Raw genomic sequence first — 20,791 nt, forward strand, 5'->3', positions numbered from 1 at the left:
ACCGCACTTTTGATTATTGTTTTGCAATTTGTTTTTTATATTTCACTAATTTTTCTTTGATACGTTGACGTTTCAACGGTGAAAGATAATCCACAAATAAAATACCGTTCAAATGATCGATCTCATGTTGAATGCAGATCGCTAATAAACCATCTGCATCAAGCGTAAATTCTTTTCCATTACGGTCTAACGCTTTTACCGTGACTTTTTCTTTACGAGGAACTAAAGCCCGGAATCCAGGAATAGATAAACAACCTTCTTCAATGCCTGTTTCACCTTCAGAAGCCAAAATTTCTGGATTAATCAACACTAATTGATTTTGTTTGTCACCTTCAATATCAATCGTAATAATACGCTGCAAGATATCTACCTGTGGAGCGGCAAGACCAATGCCTTCTTCTTGGTACATCGTATCAAACATATCATCTACAATTTTGCGAATGTCATCATTGACTTCAGCAACTGGCTCACAAACAATCTTTAGGTGATCATCTGGATAAATTAATACATTAAGTGCGGTCATATTTTCTCTTGTTTTATTAAAATTACGGCGGTGATTGTATCATAGAATCAACGCTTTGCTAAAATATTGAAAACTCTATAAACAAAAAACCCCAAGCTATTTAGCTCGGGGTTCACATTCACTACCTGGCGGTGTCCTACTCTCACATGGGGAAACCCCACACTACCATCGGCGCATCGGCGTTTCACTTCTGAGTTCGGTATGGGGTCAGGTGGGACCACCGCTCTATCGCCGCCAGGATTATTCCTTTAATAACTTCTTCTATCTCTTTCTGCTCTCACTATCTCTAGTGTCTCACAACCAAACAAGCTGATTAAACTTCAAAACTTTCTCTTTCGTCTCTGAGTTTCGTCTTACAACACCCAAAACCCTTGAGCGTTGTATAGTTAAGCCTCTCGGGCAATTAGTATCTGTTAGCTCAACGGCTCGCACCGCTTACACACCAGACCTATCTACGTCTTAGTCTTAAACAACCCTTACTGTCTTAAAAACAGGGAGAACTCATCTCTTGGCAAGTTTCGTGCTTAGATGCTTTCAGCACTTATCTCTTCCGCACTTAGCTACCCGGCAATGCGTCTGGCGACACAACCGGAACACCAGTGGTGCGTCCACTCCGGTCCTCTCGTACTAGGAGCAGCCCCAATCAATTCTCCAACGCCCACGGCAGATAGGGACCGAACTGTCTCACGACGTTCTAAACCCAGCTCGCGTACCACTTTAAATGGCGAACAGCCATACCCTTGGGACCTACTTCAGCCCCAGGATGTGATGAGCCGACATCGAGGTGCCAAACACCGCCGTCGATATGAACTCTTGGGCGGTATCAGCCTGTTATCCCCGGAGTACCTTTTATCCGTTGAGCGATGGCCCTTCCATTCAGAACCACCGGATCACTATGACCTACTTTCGTACCTGCTCGACTTGTCTGTCTCGCAGTTAAGCTTGCTTATACCATTGCACTAACCTGACGATGTCCGACCGTCATTAGCAAACCTTCGTGCTCCTCCGTTACTCTTTGGGAGGAGACCGCCCCAGTCAAACTACCCACCAGACACTGTCCGAGACCACGTTTCGTAATCTTCGTTAGAACATCAAACGTTAAAGGGTGGTATTTCAAGGTCGACTCCATAATCACTGGCGTGACTACTTCTAAGTCTCCCACCTATCCTACACATCAAAATTCAATGTTCAGTGTCAAGCTATAGTAAAGGTTCACGGGGTCTTTCCGTCTAGCCGCGGGTACACCGCATCTTCACGGCGATTTCAATTTCACTGAGTCTCGGGTGGAGACAGCCTGGCCATCATTATGCCATTCGTGCAGGTCGGAACTTACCCGACAAGGAATTTCGCTACCTTAGGACCGTTATAGTTACGGCCGCCGTTTACTGGGGCTTCGATCAGGAGCTTCTCTTTCGATTACACCATCAATTAACCTTCCAGCACCGGGCAGGCATCACACCCTATACGTCCACTTTCGTGTTTGCAGAGTGCTGTGTTTTTAATAAACAGTTGCAGCCAGCTGGTATCTTCGACCGGTTCAACCTTCGCCCGCTAGGGACTACAATCTACGCCGGCGCACCTTCTCCCGAAGTTACGGTGCTATTTTGCCTAGTTCCTTCACCCGAGTTCTCTCAAGCGCCTGAGTATTCTCTACCTGACCACCTGTGTCGGTTTTCAGTACGGTTTAGATAAACCTGAAGCTTAGTGGCTTTTCCTGGAAGTGTGGTATCGGTTACTTCAGCTCCGTAGAGCCTCGTCATCATCTCTCGGTGTTAAAGAAGTCCGGATTTGCCTAAACTTCTCACCTACCAACTTAAACGCACATATCCAACAGTGCGATAACCTAACCTGCTCCGTCCCCACATCGCAGTTTATCCAAGTACGGGAATATTAACCCGTTTCCCATCGACTACGCTTTTCAGCCTCGCCTTAGGGGCCGACTCACCCTGCCCCGATTAACGTTGGACAGGAACCCTTGGTCTTCCGGCGAACGGGTTTTTCACCCGTTTTATCGTTACTTATGTCAGCATTCGCACTTCTGATACGTCCAGCAAACCTCTCGATTCACCTTCATCCGCTTACAGAACGCTCCCCTACCCAACAGACTTTCGTCTGATGCCGCAGCTTCGGTGCTATATTTGAGCCCCGTTACATCTTCCGCGCAGGCCGACTCGACTAGTGAGCTATTACGCTTTCTTTAAATGATGGCTGCTTCTAAGCCAACATCCTAGCTGTCTAAGCCTTCCCACTTCGTTTCCCACTTAATATAGACTTTGGGACCTTAGCTGGCGGTCTGGGTTGTTTCCCTCTCCACGACGGACGTTAGCACCCGCCGTGTGTCTCCTGAGTATCACTCTTCGGTATTCGTAGTTTGCATCGGGTTGGTAATCCGGGATGGACCCCTAGCCGAAACAGTGCTCTACCCCCGAAGGTGTCCGCTCAAGGCTCTACCTAAATAGATTTCGGGGAGAACCAGCTATCTCCCGGTTTGATTGGCCTTTCACCCCCAGCCACAAGTCATCCGCTAATTTTTCAACATTAGTCGGTTCGGTCCTCCAGTTAGTGTTACCCAACCTTCAACCTGCCCATGGCTAGATCACCGGGTTTCGGGTCTATACCTTGCAACTATTCGCCCAGTTAAGACTCGGTTTCCCTTCGGCTCCCCTATTCGGTTAACCTCGCTACAAAATATAAGTCGCTGACCCATTATACAAAAGGTACGCAGTCACCCTTAAAGGGCTCCCACTGCTTGTACGTACAAGGTTTCAGGTTCTATTTCACTCCCCTCACCGGGGTTCTTTTCGCCTTTCCTTCACAGTACTGGTTCACTATCGGTCAATCAGGAGTATTTAGCCTTGGAGGATGGTCCCCCCATCTTCAAACAGGATATCACGTGTCCCGCCCTACTTGTCGTTAGCTTAGTACCATGACCTGGACTTCGAGTACGGGGCTATCACCCTGTATCGCCAAGCTTCCCAGCTTGTTCCTCTGTCTCTGTCATTATCACTAACAGGCTCCTTCGCGTTCGCTCGCCGCTACTAACGAAATCTCGGTTGATTTCTTTTCCTCGGGGTACTTAGATGTTTCAGTTCTCCCGGTTTGCCTCACTTACCTATGGATTCAGTAAGTGATAGTAGATTCTTCATCTACTGGGTTTCCCCATTCGGACATCTTGGATTAAACGCCTCTTATCGACTCATCCAAGCTTTTCGCAGATTAGCACGTCCTTCGTCGCCTCTGATTGCCAAGGCATCCACCTTGTACGCTTAGTCACTTAACTATACAACCTCAAAAATTCTTGATGTTGTGTTTTCAACTAAACACTTGATTGCTTTTGTTCAATCAAGATTTTTTTCTTACTCAGACTTTTTCTTATCCTTTAAAAGGACTTGAAAGTCTCTTCAGTTTTTCAGCTTGTTTCCTGGTTGTTAAAGAACAGAAGATAATAAAGTTATCTTTATTTGGCGTCCCCACGGGGATTCGAACCCCGGTTACCGCCGTGAAAGGGCGATGTCCTAGGCCTCTAGACGATGGGGACAACAAATAAAGATACTCTATCTTACATTTTGCTTACGCACTTTTCTCTCTTCATTCATTTTCTACAATATATCAATCAATCTGTGTGGACACTTATTGTCTCTCGTTTTTGGTAAGGAGGTGATCCAACCGCAGGTTCCCCTACGGTTACCTTGTTACGACTTCACCCCAGTCATGAATCATACCGTGGTAAACGCCCCCCCGAAGGTTAAGCTATCTACTTCTGGTACAACCCACTCCCATGGTGTGACGGGCGGTGTGTACAAGGCCCGGGAACGTATTCACCGCAACATTCTGATTTGCGATTACTAGCGATTCCGACTTCATGGAGTCGAGTTGCAGACTCCAATCCGGACTTAGACGTACTTTGTGAGATTCGCTCCAGCTCGCACTCTCGCTTCCCTCTGTATACGCCATTGTAGCACGTGTGTAGCCCTACTCGTAAGGGCCATGATGACTTGACGTCATCCCCACCTTCCTCCGGTTTATCACCGGCAGTCTCCTTTGAGTTCCCGACCGAATCGCTGGCAACAAAGGATAAGGGTTGCGCTCGTTGCGGGACTTAACCCAACATTTCACAACACGAGCTGACGACAGCCATGCAGCACCTGTCTCAGAGTTCCCGAAGGCACCAATCCATCTCTGGAAAGTTCTCTGGATGTCAAGAGTAGGTAAGGTTCTTCGCGTTGCATCGAATTAAACCACATGCTCCACCGCTTGTGCGGGCCCCCGTCAATTCATTTGAGTTTTAACCTTGCGGCCGTACTCCCCAGGCGGTCGATTTATCACGTTAGCTACGGGCGCCAAGCTCAAAGCTCAACCCCCAAATCGACATCGTTTACAGCGTGGACTACCAGGGTATCTAATCCTGTTTGCTCCCCACGCTTTCGCACATGAGCGTCAGTACATTCCCAAGGGGCTGCCTTCGCCTTCGGTATTCCTCCACATCTCTACGCATTTCACCGCTACACGTGGAATTCTACCCCTCCCTAAAGTACTCTAGCGACCCAGTATGAAATGCAATTCCCAGGTTAAGCCCGGGGCTTTCACACCTCACTTAAGTCACCGCCTGCGTGCCCTTTACGCCCAGTTATTCCGATTAACGCTCGCACCCTCCGTATTACCGCGGCTGCTGGCACGGAGTTAGCCGGTGCTTCTTCTGTAGTTAACGTCAATCACCTAGTTTATTAAACTAAATGCCTTCCTCGCTACCGAAAGAACTTTACAACCCGAAGGCCTTCTTCATTCACGCGGCATGGCTGCGTCAGGGTTGCCCCCATTGCGCAATATTCCCCACTGCTGCCTCCCGTAGGAGTCTGGGCCGTGTCTCAGTCCCAGTGTGGCTGGTCATCCTCTCAGACCAGCTAGAGATCGTCGGCTTGGTGAGCCTTTACCTCACCAACTACCTAATCCCACTTGGGCTCATCCTATGGCATGTGGCCCGAAGGTCCCACACTTTCATCTCTCGATTCTACGCGGTATTAGCTACAGTTTCCCGTAGTTATCCCCCTCCATAAGCTAGATTCCCAAGCATTACTCACCCGTCCGCCACTCGTCATCAAAGAAGCAAGCTTCTTTATGTTACCGTTCGACTTGCATGTGTTAAGCCTGCCGCCAGCGTTCAATCTGAGCCATGATCAAACTCTTCAATTCAAGTTCAATCGCTCAATACTGCTGACATAAAATGTCACTACTTAAAAAGTATTATGAATTTCTAGTTAGCACCTATTAAGACTTCAAAATTAAAAAATATTTTTAAAACAAGTCAATCAACAAGTGCCCACACAGATTGTCTGATATATTGTTAAAGAGCAAAAAACAACGACGCACTGGTTTTGTTAAAGCTTCACAACAGCGCGTCGTTGTGTGGGGTGCATTATAGGGATTTTTGAAATCCACGCAAGCACTTTTTTAAGAAATTTCTTCGATAGACGATTTTTTAAGCGTTAACTCCTTTATATGAATGCTATTCAGCCTTTTTTAAGGTCCGCTTACAACGTCTAAACCCATTTGCAGAAAGTATTTCATTAAGTTTACTTAGGCCTCTTTCCTTCTCTTTTTCAGTATAAAACTCGCAATTACGGTTATCTAAAGCACCTCGAAGCCGCCAATAAAAAGCCTCTGTTGCCCCTATATCCGCTTTCTTCAAACGAACAATCGCATTTTCAGCACCTATTTGTCGTAAAATATCGACACTATCAATGCCGACTTTCTTTAATGCTCGTTCATATTTAACCGATAAATTCGGTAAATCACGAATCCGTCCAATCTTAGAGAGGGCGGAATCAAGTTTCTCCTTCCTTATTTGACTAATAGAAAGAATAAGCAAGTTTCTCATTAAAGCATTATCTTTTAAAATACTTTCAGTTAAAGCATAATAATCAGATAGCACAAAGCGTTTATTGAGTTCATTTGTTGCAAAAGGTTTACATCCTAATCCTTTTAGCTTTATCGAAAGCTCATGTTTTGCACGCAAGTAAATCTTATTGTTTGTCCAAACAGCAAACATATCTTTCTCTTTATGAAACAGGCCATATCCCGTAAATAGATTTTTACTTGTCACATCTCCAATGAGTTGATTTAACAAATTACATACTTTACTGATATGATCATTTGGGATTATGAGAGTTTTCATTTTAAAACTCCTCCTTATCAAAGGGTTAATCACATACGACTAAACCAACAAGTACTTCTCAAAGTAGTTATATCATAACCAACTAAGTGTGACGAATATAAAAAATCAAATTTGTGAGAGAGATCGCAAATGTAAAATTTATTTATTGATAAACAACAAGATAAATATAAATAAGTTTATAGTTTAATATTTATTCCACTAAAATTTTTTCAAATTCTAGGAGTAAAAATGACAGTAGGACTCGTTCTTGAGGGCGGTGGTATGAGAGGTATGTTTACCGCAGGCGTCCTTGATGCCCTCATGGAGCAAAACATTCAAATAGATAAAATTATTGGCATTTCTGCAGGTGCATTATTTGGCATCAATTATGCATCCAACCAAAAAGAAAGAGCGTTGAGATATAACCTAAAATATCTTAAAGATAAACGTTACATGGGATTTCATAGTCTTTTTACAACGGGTAATATTATCAATAAAGATTTCGCTTTTTATAATCTCCCCTTTAATCTCGACCCTTTTGATCAAAATGAATTCGAGAAATCTCACATTGATTTCTATTTAGCAGCCACAAACATCGAGAGCGGTAAAGCTGAATATTTCAAAATCAAAAATGTTTTCGAAGAAATGGAATACTTCAGAGCAACTTCAGCGATGCCTTTTGTCTCAAAGTTTGTAGAAATTAATGGACAAAAGTACCTAGATGGAGGAATTGCCGATAGTATTCCATTTGAAAAAGCACAAGAGCTCGGTTGTGATAAAATCATCGTTGTTTTAACTCAACCGATCGACTACCGTAAAACAAAATCTTCTTCTTTTTTATTCAAGCTTTTTTATCGCAACTATCCACACTTAGTTAAAACCTTAGAAAATCGCTACCGCACTTATAATGAACAAGTAGAAGAAATCATTCGCTTAGAAAAACAAAATAAAATCTTTGTGCTTCGTCCAAATGTATCACTCAATATAGGTCGATTAGAACGAGATGAAACCAAAATAAGAACTGTATATGGACTGGGTGAAAAAATTCTCGAAGCACAAATTCAAGATCTAAAAAAATACTTAAAAATTTGATTTTAAATAAACTATTTCTCAAGTTTGGAATCTAGTTCACATTTTTTCATCAAGGAAAAAATTTTCTCTTGATACTGTACATCAATACAGATATAATCTAGCCAAATTTAGATAACTCTATTCAAGAAGGTTTTATATGGCAACTCAAGAAGAAAAGCAAAAAGCACTCGCGGCAGCACTTGGTCAAATTGAAAAGCAATTCGGTAAAGGCTCAATTATGAAATTGGGCGATACTCAAGCCCTTGATGTTGAATCTGTTTCAACGGGTTCTTTAGGTCTTGATGTCGCTCTTGGTATTGGTGGTTTACCAATGGGGCGTATTGTTGAAATTTTTGGACCTGAATCTTCTGGTAAAACAACCTTAACTTTATCTGTTATCGCTCAAGCTCAAAAAGTGGGTAAAACTTGTGCGTTTATCGATGCGGAGCATGCACTTGATCCTATTTATGCAGCAAAACTTGGCGTTGATGTGAAAGAACTTTTAGTTTCCCAACCTGATAATGGTGAACAAGCACTTGAAATTTGTGATGCATTAGTTCGTTCTGGTGCCGTAGATGTGGTCATTGTGGACTCTGTTGCGGCTCTCACTCCGAAAGCTGAAATTGAAGGCGAAATGGGTGATTCACACATGGGTTTACAAGCGCGTTTAATGTCTCAAGCACTACGTAAATTAACTGGTCAAATCAAAAATGCAAACTGCCTTGTTATCTTCATTAACCAAATTCGCATGAAAATTGGTGTCATGTTTGGTAACCCTGAAACCACAACTGGTGGTAACGCGCTAAAATTCTACTCTTCTGTGCGTTTAGATATCCGTCGTACTGGTTCAGTTAAAGATGGAGATGAAATCATTGGTAACGAAACTCGTGTTAAAGTGGTTAAAAACAAATTAGCCGCACCTTTCCGTCAAGTGGATTTCCAAATTCTTTACGGAGAAGGGATTTCCAAAGCTGGAGAATTAATTGAACTTGGTGTTAAACACAAACTTGTTGAAAAATCCGGTGCATGGTATGCATATAACGGTGAAAAAATTGGTCAAGGTAAAGCTAATGCGATGAAATGGCTAAATGAAAACCCTGCAAAATCAGACGAACTTGAAGCGAAACTTCGTGCTGAATTAGTCGCTAACCCAGAACAAGCATTAATGGCTGATATTGAACAATCTAATGATGATGCAGAAAGCGATTTCTAATCACTAAAAGTGCGGTCAATTTTGACCGCACTTTTCATTTCAACCGTATTTAACCACAAGGAATTTATATGTCTTCTCTTGCCTTGAGCTATGTTGTTAATTTACTGGCTCGACGTGAATATAGCGAATTTGAACTACGCAATAAAATGCAGGAAAAAGCTTTTACAGAAGATGAGATCGATGAAACAATTGCTCACTGTCAGAAAAAAAACTGGCAAAATGATAAACGGTTTACTGAAAATTATTTACATGCACGTTCGCAACGTGGATATGGTGCAAATCGTATTAAACAAGAATTACGTCAACTAAAAGGTGTGTCTTCAGACGTCATAAATGAAGTCCTTGTAGAAAGTGAAATTAATTGGACTGAAATCGCAGAAAGGGTTCTACGTAAAAAGTTTCCTAATTATTCAGAACCACAACCAATTAAAAGCAAACAAAAAATTTGGCAGTATATGCTTTCTCATGGATTTTATTCTGAAGAATTTAGCGATTTTATCGGAAATGGAATAGAAGACTGATGAGCCTAAAGAAATAAATACCTAATACTGTAAAGATTAAACAACCAACTAAATGACTCACTAAAACGAACAATCCATTGCCCCATTCTTCTTTAAAAAAGAGTTCAATCACTTCGCCTGAAAAAGAGGAAAATGTGGTGAGCGCACCAAGAAATCCAGTCACTAAGAATAATCGCCATTCAGGACTGACTTGAGGGAAGGTCCAAAAGGCTGCTAGTAAAATCCCCATCAAAAAGCAGCCAATAAAATTAGCCACAAGTGTACCAAATGCAAGTGAACTAAACAGGGAATTAAGCCATAGACCTAATCCCCAGCGTAAAGAGGCTCCGATCGCTGCACCGGCACTAATCAGAAAAATTGACTGGAACATCTATTTAATACCAAAAATTTCTGCTAAATGTTTGGCCACTGCTTCGTCTTTATTGAACCCGATCTCTTCCAGTTCAGGACAAGCTTCTTTTAAACGAGAATCAGCATTTGCCATTACATAACCTTTACCAACCCAAGAAAGCATTTCAACATCATTCTGGCCATCGCCAAAAGCAATACAATCTTTTAATCCATAATTTCTATTTTCTAATAGATGAGCTAATGCATCACCTTTCGATACATTTTTGTTCATCACCTCTAAGCAAGTTACCGCTGAATAAACAATTGTGGTTTTATCTCCGAAATGTGTTCTAAGGTAATCTTCTAGTTCGATTAGATCTTTAGGATCATGAGCAATAAAAAATACTTTTTCAGTTCCTCTTCCATGATGCTTTGTAAAATCAACAACTTCGTACATAAAACCTGAATCCTTATGATATTTTGCTAATTCAGGCACATCTGTATTGATAAACCAACCATCATCTTGATAAGTATTGATACAAATTTTGGTGCGATCAAAAGGAATTTTATACAACTCAAGCACAATTTCTTCAGGAAGACTATTGCTATAAATACGATTACCTTTTAGGTCGCGTACTCTCGCACCATTAGAGGTTATCATTACAGCATGCTCCGTACCAATCTTATCTAAAATAGAAGCAACATCTGTATGATTACGACCCGTTGCTAAAATAATATCTACACCTTTTTGTTCTAATTTATTTAATATCTCAATTGTAAAATCACCAATTACATGATTAGCATTGAGTAATGTACCGTCAAGATCAGAAACAACGGCTTTAAATGGAAGTTGTTGCATAAAACCACCTGTATAAAAAATGAGTCTGTATCATACCAAAACAACACGATTTTTGACCGCACTTTCTATCATAAAAACGACATTCATTGATAAAAAACAAAAAGGCGCATCTTTCGATACGCCTTCTTAATCTAACTTATTACAGTTAATACATCAATTACTTGATGATTTTCGCAACAACGCCAGCACCTACTGTACGGCCACCTTCACGGATTGCGAAACGTAAACCTTGGTCCATCGCGATTGGGTGGATTAAGCTTACTGTCATTTTGATGTTATCACCAGGCATTACCATTTCCACGCCTTCTGGTAACTCGATTGTACCAGTTACGTCAGTTGTACGGAAATAGAACTGTGGACGGTAACCTTTGAAGAATGGAGTGTGACGACCACCTTCATCTTTTGATAATACGTAAACTTCTGATTCGAAATCAGTATGTGGAGTGATTGAACCTGGTTTCGCTAATACTTGACCACGTTCGATTTCTTCACGTTTTGTACCACGTAATAATGCACCGATGTTTTCACCTGCACGACCTTCGTCAAGTAATTTACGGAACATTTCAACACCAGTTACAGTGGTTTTCGCTGTTGGTCTGATACCAACGATTTCAACTTCATCACCAGTACGGATGATACCACGCTCAACACGACCTGTTACTACTGTACCACGACCTGAAATTGAGAATACGTCTTCGATTGGAAGAAGGAACGGTTGGTCAATTGCACGCTCTGGCTCAGGAATGTAAGTATCTAAGTGGTTTGCTAACTCAAGGATTTTTTCTTCCCATTCTGCAACGCCGTTTAATGCTTGTAATGCAGAACCACGTACGATTGGAGTATCGTCACCTGGGAAGTCATATTGAGAAAGAAGTTCACGAACTTCCATTTCTACTAATTCTAATAACTCTTCGTCATCTACCATGTCGCATTTGTTTAAGAATACGATGATGTAAGGTACACCTACTTGGCGACCTAATAAGATGTGCTCACGAGTTTGTGGCATTGGACCATCTGTCGCTGCTACTACTAAGATAGCACCGTCCATTTGCGCCGCACCGGTAATCATGTTTTTAACATAGTCCGCGTGTCCTGGGCAGTCAACGTGTGCATAGTGACGAGTTGGAGTATCGTATTCAACGTGTGATGTGTTGATGGTGATACCACGCGCTTTTTCTTCTGGCGCGTTATCGATTTGGTCGAATGCACGAGCTGCACCACCGTAGTGTTTTGCTAATACGGTTGTGATTGCTGCTGTTAAAGTTGTTTTACCGTGGTCAACGTGGCCGATTGTACCCACGTTTACGTGCGGTTTTGTACGTTCAAATTTTTCTTTAGACATTTAAAGAGTCCCTCTAAATAGACACGGTTATCGATGGGTAAATTAAACCACATTAACCAATAAAATCATTACTATTTAATAAAGGAAAGAGGAATTTGGAAGGCTGGTGCTGATAGGCGGATTTGAACCGCCGACCTCACCCTTACCAAGGGTGCGCTCTACCAACTGAGCTATATCAGCGTTTGGAGCGGGCAGCGGGAATCGAACCCGCATCATTAGCTTGGAAGGCTAAGGTAATAGCCATTATACGATGCCCGCAGTCCTAAATTCATCTGTCCCATCAGAATTCATTTAGAAAATGGTGGAGGGAGAAGGATTCGAACCTTCGAAGGCTGAGCCAACAGATTTACAGTCTGCCCCCTTTGGCCGCTCGGGAACCCCTCCACGCTAAATGAATACTTGTTTACTAAAGGATGGTGCCGACTACCGGAATCGAACTGGTGACCTACTGATTACAAGTCAGTTGCTCTACCTACTGAGCTAAGTCGGCGTGTTGTAAGCAAGTGAGGCGTATTATATGGAAAATTTTATGCCTGACAAGTTTTTTTTATGAAAAATGCGTTTTTTTTAACTATTCGTCTAATTTACAAGCAAAAAGCCTCATTCTTGCTTTAAAAGTCACCACTTTTAATAAAAAACGATGATCACAACGCATTTATAGGGTATATTTTGTCCAATTTTTTTCACTCTAGATATAAAGCACCGTGGAAATTACTGAACAACTAACGCCCTTTCTGAACTTTAGCCGTCAGCAATGGGCTGAATTAAGAAAATCTGTTCCGCTAAAATTAACGGAGCAAGATCTCAAACCACTTTTAGGTTTTAATGAAGAGCTTTCTCTCGATGAAGTGAGCACCATTTACTTGCCACTCGCACGTCTTATTAACTATTACATTGACGAAAACCTTCGCCGCCAAACCGTTTTGAATCGTTTTCTTGGCGGACAAAGCCCTAAAGTCCCTTACATCATTAGTATCGCGGGTAGTGTTGCGGTTGGGAAAAGTACATCGGCACGTATTTTGCAATCGCTACTAACTCATTGGCCTACTGAACGAAAAGTCGATTTAATCACTACCGATGGTTTCCTGTATCCATTAGAAAAACTGAAAAAAGATGATTTGCTACAGAAAAAAGGCTTCCCTATTTCTTATGATACGGCCAAATTAATTCGTTTTTTAGCTGATATCAAATCAGGCAAGCCATCGGTAAAGTCGCCTATTTATTCTCATCTGACTTACGATATCGTTCCTGATAAATTTGATATTGTCGATCAACCGGATATTTTAATTTTAGAAGGGTTAAATGTTCTCCAAACAGGTTCAAATAAAGCGAATCAAACCTTCGTATCTGATTTTGTGGACTTCTCCATTTATGTTGATGCTGACGAGAATTTACTTAAAGAATGGTACATCAAGCGATTTTTAAAATTCCGCCAAAGTGCTTTCACTAATCCAGATTCCTATTTTAAACATTATGCGAATCTCTCTGAGCAAGAAGCCATTGAAACAGCCAGCAACATTTGGGATAACATTAATGGATTGAATTTAAAACAAAACATTCTGCCAACTCGTGAACGCGCTAATCTGATTCTTAGAAAAGGTGAAAATCACGAAGTTGAGTTAGTGAAATTAAGAAAATAAAAAAGAGCGGTCAATTTGACCGCTCTTTTTCTCACTGCCTTACGACATTCTACCATTCTCAATGCCAATCACCTGATCACAAATAGCCATAGTCGATTGACGATGACTCACAAGAATAATCAATTTTTCTGCTTTCACATTCAATAACGATTTCAAAATCATCGCCTCGTTTAAGCTATCCAAATTACTGGTTGGTTCATCAAGTAAAATAATCGGTGCGTTGTGTAAGAATGCACGAGCAATACCGATACGTTGTTTTTCACCATCAGAGAGGTTACCGCCTAATTCCGTCATTTTCGTTTGATAGCCTTCTGGCAAGCTTAAAATGAAATCATGAATTGATGCTTTCTTCGCTGCTTCCATCATTTCTTCTAACGTGGCATCACGGCGCGCAAGGCGAATATTTTCCTCGATGGTTTCGTTGAAAATATAGGTTTGCTGAGTAATGTACGCTATATTGTCTCGCAAACTACGGGTGTTGATATTCGGTAAAGTTTCGCCGTTAATTTTAATGCTACCCGATTTAGGATCGTAAAAACGCATCAGCAGTTTTAACAGGGTACTTTTACCGCTACCACTTCTGCCGTGAATCCCTAGGATTTCACCCTTTTTCACAGATAAGCTGACATCCGATAAAATTTGTTCTTCACCATAAGCAAAACTTACGTTCTCTACATCAATGCGAGAAACATCTTTTAAATCGACCGCACTTTCTACGTCTTTTAATTCGGGTTCTTCTGCTAGCAAGCTCAATACACGCTCACCTGAAGCCAAGGTTTGTAACAAGTTGCTTGAAAGGTTACTTAACGCAATAACCGGGCCATAGCTCGACATCAATAAAATCACGCCAATTAAAAAGGCAGAAAAATCAATCTTATCTAGACTAAACAAAATTAAGCCGGTGAATAACATAATGATGTTAAACGCCGATACTGCCACTTCAGTGTAAACGCGAACTTTGGCTTCTTGGTCTTTAATGCGCTCAAAAGCCGTATCAATTTTTTGGCTGCGTTGTTGAATTTCATCTAAACGTTGTTTTGCGTAGCCGAAAAGTTGGATCTCTTTCATACCACGCACACTGTCGAGGAAGAAATCATTCATTTCGCCTACTAATTCACGATAGCGTCTACCATCTTCACGCGCTAATTTAGTGGTGATAATGGGTAAAATCACACCTACTGTTAAGTAAGCGGCTAATGCTACAAGTACAAACCAGCCTGAAAGATGCCCAAAAACCAACAATAAAATCGCAGAAGTAAAAAATGCGATCATAATTGGCGCGATGGTGTGCGCATAGAACACTTCGAGCAATTCGATATCATTAGTCACCAAGGACACTAATTGCCCCGCTTGTTTATCTTGCAATTTCACAAAAGCTAAGCGGCGTAAAGACGAAAACACTTTGTCACGCAATAATGCCAATAATTTAAAAGCAATATAGTGCCCTGACATTTGCTCTAAATAACGCAATGCGCCACGAGCCACCGCTAACACGATAAGTGCGATCAAAATTCCAGAAAAACTTAAATGGGTGTCAAAGTTTAATAAATTCACTAAACCCATCGCCCCAAGCACCATAATAAAGATAGCAGCAAGAAAACCGAGCGTTCCCATCGTGATAGTAAACGCCATGATATGCGCCAATGGAGTCACTAATTTCAACAAATGCCCCATCACAACAAAACCATTTTTACGCATTTGCCACCTCTCTAATTTGTTCTAAATCTTTTTGTTGTTGGAACATTTCAGCATACGCACCTTGTTTTTCCATGAGCTCTTTATGTGTGCCTTGCTCAATTAATTTGCCTTGTTCAAGCACATTAATGCAGTCGGCATTCACGGCATTCGCCAAGCGGTGAGAAATCATCACAATGGTTTTCTGTTGTTTAAATTGCTGAATGAACTGCAAAATAATTTCTTCGCTTTCCACATCAATGTTACTGGTCGCTTCGTCAAAAATATAAAGCGCCGCATTGTGTAATAACGCGCGTGCTAAAGCTAAACGTTGAATTTGACCGCCAGATAAATTTGCGCCACGACTTAATAATGGCATATCTAATCCACCATTATCTCGAACGAATTGCGCCAGATTGACTTGTTCTAAACACGCATAAATTTGTTCATCTGTAGCATCGATTTTCGCCATGGTCATATTTTCACGTAGCGTACCTTTAAACACATAACTGCTATGGCTCACCAAAGAGACTTTTTCATAAAACGAATGACGATTAATCTCTTGAATTTCTTGGCCGTTGAATAGAATTTTGCCTTGTAGCGCCTTATTAAAGCCCATTAGCAATGAAACCAAGGTAGATTTACCACAACCACTTTTACCCACAAAGACCGTAAGCTGATTTGGTAAGATGCTTAAATCTAAGCCAACAATCGCAGGCTTCTCTTCACTATAAGAAAAATGCAGATCTTGAATATCCACTTGAATAGCATTTTTCGCTGCAAAATCGACCGCTTGTGTTTGAGTTTCCACGGGCGTATCTAACAATGTGAATATCTTATCTGATGCCGCTTTACCATTCATCGCTACATGGAAGAAAGAACCCAATAAACGAAGCGGAATAAAGAATTCAGAAGAAAGTAGAATAAATAAAATGACGCCTAATACGGTTAATTGATCGGCTTGGAATTGCAACAACGCCGTTAAAATCCCGATTGCTGCCCCACCGTAAGCAAGTAAATCCATCAGCGATACCGAGTTAAGCTGCATGGTAAGCACTTTCATGGTAATTTTGCGGAAATGTTCTGCTTCCTCATCCATTGCTTTCGCTTTATAAGCATCATCTTGGTAGATTTTCAGCGTGATTAAACCTTGTAGGTTATCCAAGAAACTGCTGCCTAATCCCACATAAATGGACCAATATTTTGCCAGGAGTTTTTTCGCAATTTTATTCACCGCAATAATCGACATCGGGATCAACGGCACGCAAATCAACAAAATTACCGCTGTTTTAAAACTGAAAAAGATCAGGAAAGCAAAGAGTGTGAGCGGAGCAAGCAAGCTATAAAAAAGCTGAGGCAAATAACGCCCAAAGTAGATTTCAAGCTGCTCCACACCTTCTGAAGCCACTTGGATAATATTTGACGTAGATTGTTGATTCACTTGGTTAAGTGGCATTGAGGCTAATTTGCGATAGATGAGGCTACGCAGTTCATGTTTTACTTTCGTACTCGCAAAATAAGAAGACTGCACCGATTTTTTACCCGCAAAGGCACGCAACGCCAAAGCAGCAATTAAAACGATGCCCAAAATGACCGCACTTAGTGGACCCAATTCATTAAAATAAGCCGCCTGTAAAATATAAGAAAACACGACGGCACTAATAATCCCACCAATTAACGCCACCCAGTTCCATAACACCGTGATACCAATCCATTTTTTACTGTCGGCCACCGTGTTAATTAGGCGTTTATCTATCATCATAATGATTGCTCCTAAAAACAAAAAAGAAGTACGCACATTACTATGCGTACTTTGCTACCAATCTAACAACAAAAAACGAGTCTATTTCGTATCATTGTCCTTAAACGATAAAAATCGTGAAAATTATAGTAAAGAATACACACAAATAATAGATCTAATTGAAAATTATTTCTATTTCTAAATAAAATAAAAAAATACCGCACTCGGTTTTCCTAAGTGCGGTCATTCTCAGTGATATTTTTGAATATTAGACTAAACGTCTAAGTTTGCTCGCAACGCATTCATTTCGATGAATTCACGACGAGGCTCAACTTCATCCCCCATTAATGTGGTGAAGAGTTGGTCTGCAGCAACAGCATCTTTAATTGATACTTTTAACATACGACGAGCATTTGGATCCATGGTGGTTTCCCAAAGTTGCTCAGCGTTCATTTCACCTAACCCTTTATAACGTTGGATTTCTAAACCTCGGCGAGATTCTTTCATCAACCATTCAACAGCTTGTTCAAATGATTGAACTGGTTGAGTTTTTTCACCACGAGTGACATACGCCCCCTCTTCGAGCAAGCCATTGACTTGCTGGCCGAATGTCGAGATCTTCGCAAATTCATTGCCTGTCACAAAATCAAAGTTAATGAAGTAATCTGTATCAATACCATGTTTACGAACGGTAATGACGGCTTCATATACTTGGCGTTCGCTGTTAAATTGGGTTCTTGCTGAATATAAATGGGCTTCCGTTTCTTTTTCGGTTAAGTACGCAACAAAAGCATTCGCCCAATTTTCGACCGCACTTTCATTACGCATTAACTCAACGGTTAATTGTGGTTGGTAAACCAAGCCTTGTAACAATGGCTCTGGATAGTAACGACTTAAACGAGTAATTAATTTCTGAACATTGTTATATTCGCCTACTAATTTCTCAAACACTAAATCATTCATTGCTGGCGCATTAGCACTAATATGTAACGCTGCACCATCTAACGCAAGCATTAACTCATATTGCACCATTTCGTCGTTATCTTTGATATAACGCTCTTGTTTACCTTTTTTCACTTTATAAAGTGGCGGCTGAGCGATATACACGTAACCACGTTCAATTAATTCCGGCATTTGACGATAGAAGAAGGTCAACAATAAAGTACGAATATGTGAACCGTCCACGTCCGCATCAGTCATGATAATGATGTGATGATAACGTAATTTATCCGGATTATATTCATCACGGCCAATACCACAGCCTAACGCCGTAATTAATGTCCCCACTTCTTGAGAAGAAAGCATTTTGTCAAAACGTGCTTTTTCAACGTTAAGAATCTTCCCTTTTAACGGTAAAATTGCTTGAGTTTTACGATCACGACCTGATTTAGCCGAACCACCCGCAGAATCCCCCTCCACGAGGTAAAGTTCTGAAAGAGCTGGATCTTTTTCTTGGCAGTCAGCTAATTTACCCGGAAGACCAGCAATATCTAATGCGCCTTTGCGACGGGTCATTTCACGTGCTTTACGTGCAGCTTCACGTGCACGTGCAGCCGTAATAATTTGATTTACAATGATTTTTGCATCAGCTGGATTTTCTAATAGATATTCCTGCATGCGCTCATTCATGGCAGATTCAACCGCACTTTTCACTTCAGAAGACACTAATTTGTCTTTTGTTTGCGAAGAGAATTTAGGATCGGGCACTTTCACCGAAATAATCGCCACCAAACCTTCACGCGCATCGTCACCTGAAGTACTCACTTTCTCTTTTTTCAGTAACCCTTCGCTTTCCATATAGTTATTTAAGCTACGAGTTAATGCACCACGGAAACCGGCCAAGTGTGTACCACCATCACGCTGTGGAATGTTATTGGTAAAGCAATAAACGTTTTCGTTTACGCCATCATTCCATTGCAATGCAACTTCCACGCCAATACCGTCTTTTTCAGCTGAAAAATAGAATGGTTTTGGGTGAATTGGATTTTTATTTTTATTTAAATATTCAACGAACGCTTGAATACCACCTTCGTAATGGAAGTGATCTTCTGTGCCATCACGTTTATCGATTAAACGAATCGATACACCAGAGTTTAAGAATGAAAGCTCACGTAAACGTTTTGCTAAAATTTTGTAATCGAAAGTTGTAATTGCAAAGATTTCTGGACTTGGCCAGAAACGCACCGTTGTACCCGTCGCTTGCGTTTCACCGATAATAGTTAAAGGCCCTTGAGGCTCACCTAAGTGATAGAATTGCTCGTACACATGACCTTGGCGACGAATGGTTAATTGCAATTTATCAGAAAGTGCATTTACTACCGAAACACCCACGCCGTGCAAACCACCTGATACTTTATAAGAGTTATCATCGAATTTACCGCCCGCGTGAAGCACTGTCATGATTACTTCTGCTGCAGAAACACCTTCTTCCGGATGAATATCTACCGGGATACCACGACCGTCATCTTGCACGGAAACAGAATTATCATCATGAATAGTGACGATAATATCGGAACAATAGCCAGCAAGCGCCTCATCGATCGCGTTATCCACCACCTCAAACACCATATGGTGTAGGCCTGTTCCATCATCGGTATCCCCAATATACATGCCCGGACGTTTCCGAACCGCATCAAGCCCTTTTAAGACTTTAATACTTGATGCACCATAAGCATTTTCTGTAACCGGTGTTTCTGACATAGTTTTTCTCTATTTTGTAATGAAAATTGTGCGGAATTATAGCAAAAAACTGACTATTTTGCGAAATAAAAGTGCGGTCAAAATTTTCGCTGTTTAAAAACCAATAAACAAATACATAGCATATAAACAAAAAGACGAGTTTTTACCTAAACTCGTCTTTTTTATTGCATTAACACTTATTTCCAAATGTGGTTATTTAACCCGAGTTCTTTCACCATATCTGTGAAACCTTTGATACTCGAAATATAATCTCGAATAGTATTATCCTCCAATAAGGACTTTTCAAAGGATGGTTCAAAACTATTCCTGCCTAAATTAACCGCAACAATCACTTCTCGGTTACGAAGTACCATCGAAATAGGACAATTAAATTTCTCTTTCAAACCACAAAAGCTCTCCATTAACTTAGGTGATAAGGCATATCTAGCTAAGATTTGATCTTCCGTAAACACATCAAAGTAACGATTAAAAGATGGATTATCCATTAAGGCAATTTCACCTTCTTTTCTTAAACCCGCTTCCTTTTTATCGCAAACATAAACCCAATGAGCCAGCTCTTTAGGAAAAGTGGCTTTAAATAAAATGCCTTGAAAATTCTGAGTGCCTAATGCCCTAACTGATTTCTCTTTCAACGACATGTTAAATGCTGAAAAATCACAGATTTCAACTTCAGTTTGGTTAAACTCACCAAAAATTAAATCCTCACTACGGAATGTCGCGGTACCAGTATCATAAACGGTGAGGAAATCAGCAATATTCAGTCCTCTATCAGCGCTAAAGCGGAAACCAAATTCCTGGACAATCGTATTAATCACTCGAGTTTTAAATTCTGCAATAAAGCGCTTATATTTAAAAAATAAATGACGAAAAGAATAAATGAGCACACCAAGGATCAATGCTGTACTTAATAGATACCCATTCCCTATCGTTCCGATGAGAAAAAATAACCCAACGCATAGCATAATAATCCATTTATTGATGAGGGATTTTATGGCTAAACGTTCCTCATCTAATTTTTCCAATCCA

Annotated in this window: 13 protein-coding genes, 5 tRNA genes and 3 rRNA genes; 4 read left to right on the plus strand and 17 right to left on the minus strand. The window is 40.9% G+C overall.

All coding sequences use genetic code 11. The features are described 5' to 3' along the window. Window positions 1–13: 13 nt before the first annotated feature. From def to INP95_RS02075, 6 genes are all read right to left on the minus strand, one after another. The gene (gene def / locus INP95_RS02050; RefSeq protein ID WP_049384351.1) at window positions 14–523 is read right to left on the minus strand and encodes a peptide deformylase; all 510 of its coding nucleotides are present in this window, start codon (window positions 521–523) and stop codon (window positions 14–16) included. Window positions 524–646: 123 nt separating this feature from the next. Continuing rightward, window positions 647–762: ribosomal RNA gene (gene rrf / locus INP95_RS02055) — 5S ribosomal RNA — on the minus strand. A gap of 143 nt (window positions 763–905) precedes the next feature. Further along, window positions 906–3,803, minus strand: a 23S ribosomal RNA gene (locus INP95_RS02060). 182 nt (window positions 3,804–3,985) lie between these two features. Further along, window positions 3,986–4,061 (minus strand) — tRNA-Glu (locus tag INP95_RS02065). A 112-nt stretch (window positions 4,062–4,173) separates the two neighbouring features. After that, window positions 4,174–5,713 (minus strand): 16S ribosomal RNA (locus INP95_RS02070). The 16S, 23S and 5S rRNA genes sit together here with 1 tRNA gene alongside, the layout of an rRNA operon. Before the next feature lie 313 nt (window positions 5,714–6,026). Next, the gene (locus INP95_RS02075) at window positions 6,027–6,695 is read right to left on the minus strand and encodes a TfoX/Sxy family DNA transformation protein (RefSeq protein ID WP_111388082.1); all 669 of its coding nucleotides are present in this window, start codon (window positions 6,693–6,695) and stop codon (window positions 6,027–6,029) included. 228 nt (window positions 6,696–6,923) lie between these two features. On the opposite strand from INP95_RS02075, the gene INP95_RS02080 reads away from it, so the two are divergent. The 3 genes from INP95_RS02080 to recX all read left to right on the plus strand — a co-directional run bounded on the left by INP95_RS02080 (window position 6,924) and on the right by recX (window position 9,479). Continuing rightward, complete coding sequence (locus tag INP95_RS02080; RefSeq protein ID WP_197560801.1) at window positions 6,924–7,766, plus strand: patatin-like phospholipase family protein; 843 nt, start codon at window positions 6,924–6,926, stop codon at window positions 7,764–7,766. Between the two features lie 136 nt (window positions 7,767–7,902). Further along, window positions 7,903–8,958, plus strand: a complete 1,056-nt coding sequence (gene recA / locus INP95_RS02085) for a recombinase RecA (RefSeq protein ID WP_197560802.1) — start codon at window positions 7,903–7,905, stop codon at window positions 8,956–8,958. 68 nt (window positions 8,959–9,026) lie between these two features. After that, on the plus strand, window positions 9,027–9,479 hold the full coding sequence (gene recX / locus INP95_RS02090) for a recombination regulator RecX (RefSeq protein ID WP_197560803.1): 453 nt from the start codon (window positions 9,027–9,029) through the stop codon (window positions 9,477–9,479). Here recX and crcB read toward each other — a convergent pair. From crcB to INP95_RS02125, 7 genes are all read right to left on the minus strand, one after another. Next, window positions 9,454–9,849 carry a fluoride efflux transporter CrcB gene (gene crcB / locus INP95_RS02095; protein WP_197560804.1) on the minus strand — a complete coding sequence of 132 codons (396 nt, stop codon included), beginning with the start codon at window positions 9,847–9,849 and terminating at the stop codon, window positions 9,454–9,456. The genes recX and crcB overlap by 26 nt on opposite strands. Beyond that, window positions 9,850–10,668 (minus strand): Cof-type HAD-IIB family hydrolase, encoded by an 819-nt coding sequence (locus INP95_RS02100; RefSeq protein ID WP_197560805.1) that lies wholly within the window; start codon window positions 10,666–10,668, stop codon window positions 9,850–9,852. It lies immediately after the preceding gene. Between the two features lie 157 nt (window positions 10,669–10,825). After that, the gene (gene tuf, locus INP95_RS02105; RefSeq protein WP_197544004.1) at window positions 10,826–12,010 is read right to left on the minus strand and encodes an elongation factor Tu; all 1,185 of its coding nucleotides are present in this window, start codon (window positions 12,008–12,010) and stop codon (window positions 10,826–10,828) included. 104 nt (window positions 12,011–12,114) lie between these two features. Continuing rightward, window positions 12,115–12,190, minus strand: a tRNA-Thr gene (locus INP95_RS02110). Window positions 12,191–12,193: 3 nt separating this feature from the next. After that, a tRNA-Gly gene (locus INP95_RS02115) sits at window positions 12,194–12,268 on the minus strand. A gap of 41 nt (window positions 12,269–12,309) precedes the next feature. Then, window positions 12,310–12,394: transfer RNA gene (locus INP95_RS02120), tRNA-Tyr, on the minus strand. Between the two features lie 30 nt (window positions 12,395–12,424). Next, window positions 12,425–12,500, minus strand: a tRNA-Thr gene (locus tag INP95_RS02125). Between the two features lie 214 nt (window positions 12,501–12,714). Between INP95_RS02125 and coaA the strand changes: the two genes are divergently transcribed. Beyond that, entirely contained in the window at window positions 12,715–13,650 is a 936-nt protein-coding gene (gene coaA, locus INP95_RS02130) for a type I pantothenate kinase (RefSeq protein ID WP_005695046.1), read from the plus strand. A gap of 39 nt (window positions 13,651–13,689) precedes the next feature. On the opposite strand, the gene cydC is transcribed toward coaA, so the two are convergent. The 4 genes from cydC to INP95_RS02150 all read right to left on the minus strand — a co-directional run bounded on the left by cydC (window position 13,690) and on the right by INP95_RS02150 (window position 20,787). Then, on the minus strand, window positions 13,690–15,348 hold the full coding sequence (cydC, locus tag INP95_RS02135; RefSeq protein ID WP_070589998.1) for a thiol reductant ABC exporter subunit CydC: 1,659 nt from the start codon (window positions 15,346–15,348) through the stop codon (window positions 13,690–13,692). After that, entirely contained in the window at window positions 15,341–17,086 is a 1,746-nt protein-coding gene (locus INP95_RS02140) for an ABC transporter ATP-binding protein/permease (RefSeq protein WP_197560806.1), read from the minus strand. The genes cydC and INP95_RS02140 overlap by 8 nt, the downstream gene beginning before the upstream one ends. A 252-nt stretch (window positions 17,087–17,338) precedes the next feature. Beyond that, window positions 17,339–19,765: a DNA topoisomerase (ATP-hydrolyzing) subunit B gene (gene gyrB, locus INP95_RS02145; RefSeq protein WP_197560807.1), complete on the minus strand. Its 2,427-nt coding sequence runs from the start codon at window positions 19,763–19,765 to the stop codon at window positions 17,339–17,341. Between the two features lie 176 nt (window positions 19,766–19,941). Next, a complete protein-coding gene (locus INP95_RS02150) occupies window positions 19,942–20,787 on the minus strand; it encodes a DUF3137 domain-containing protein (protein WP_232088521.1) in 846 nt (281 codons plus the stop codon). Window positions 20,788–20,791: the final 4 nt, after the last annotated feature.

This window comes from Haemophilus parainfluenzae, assembly GCF_014931375.1.
Taxonomy (GTDB): Bacteria; Pseudomonadota; Gammaproteobacteria; order Enterobacterales; family Pasteurellaceae; genus Haemophilus_D.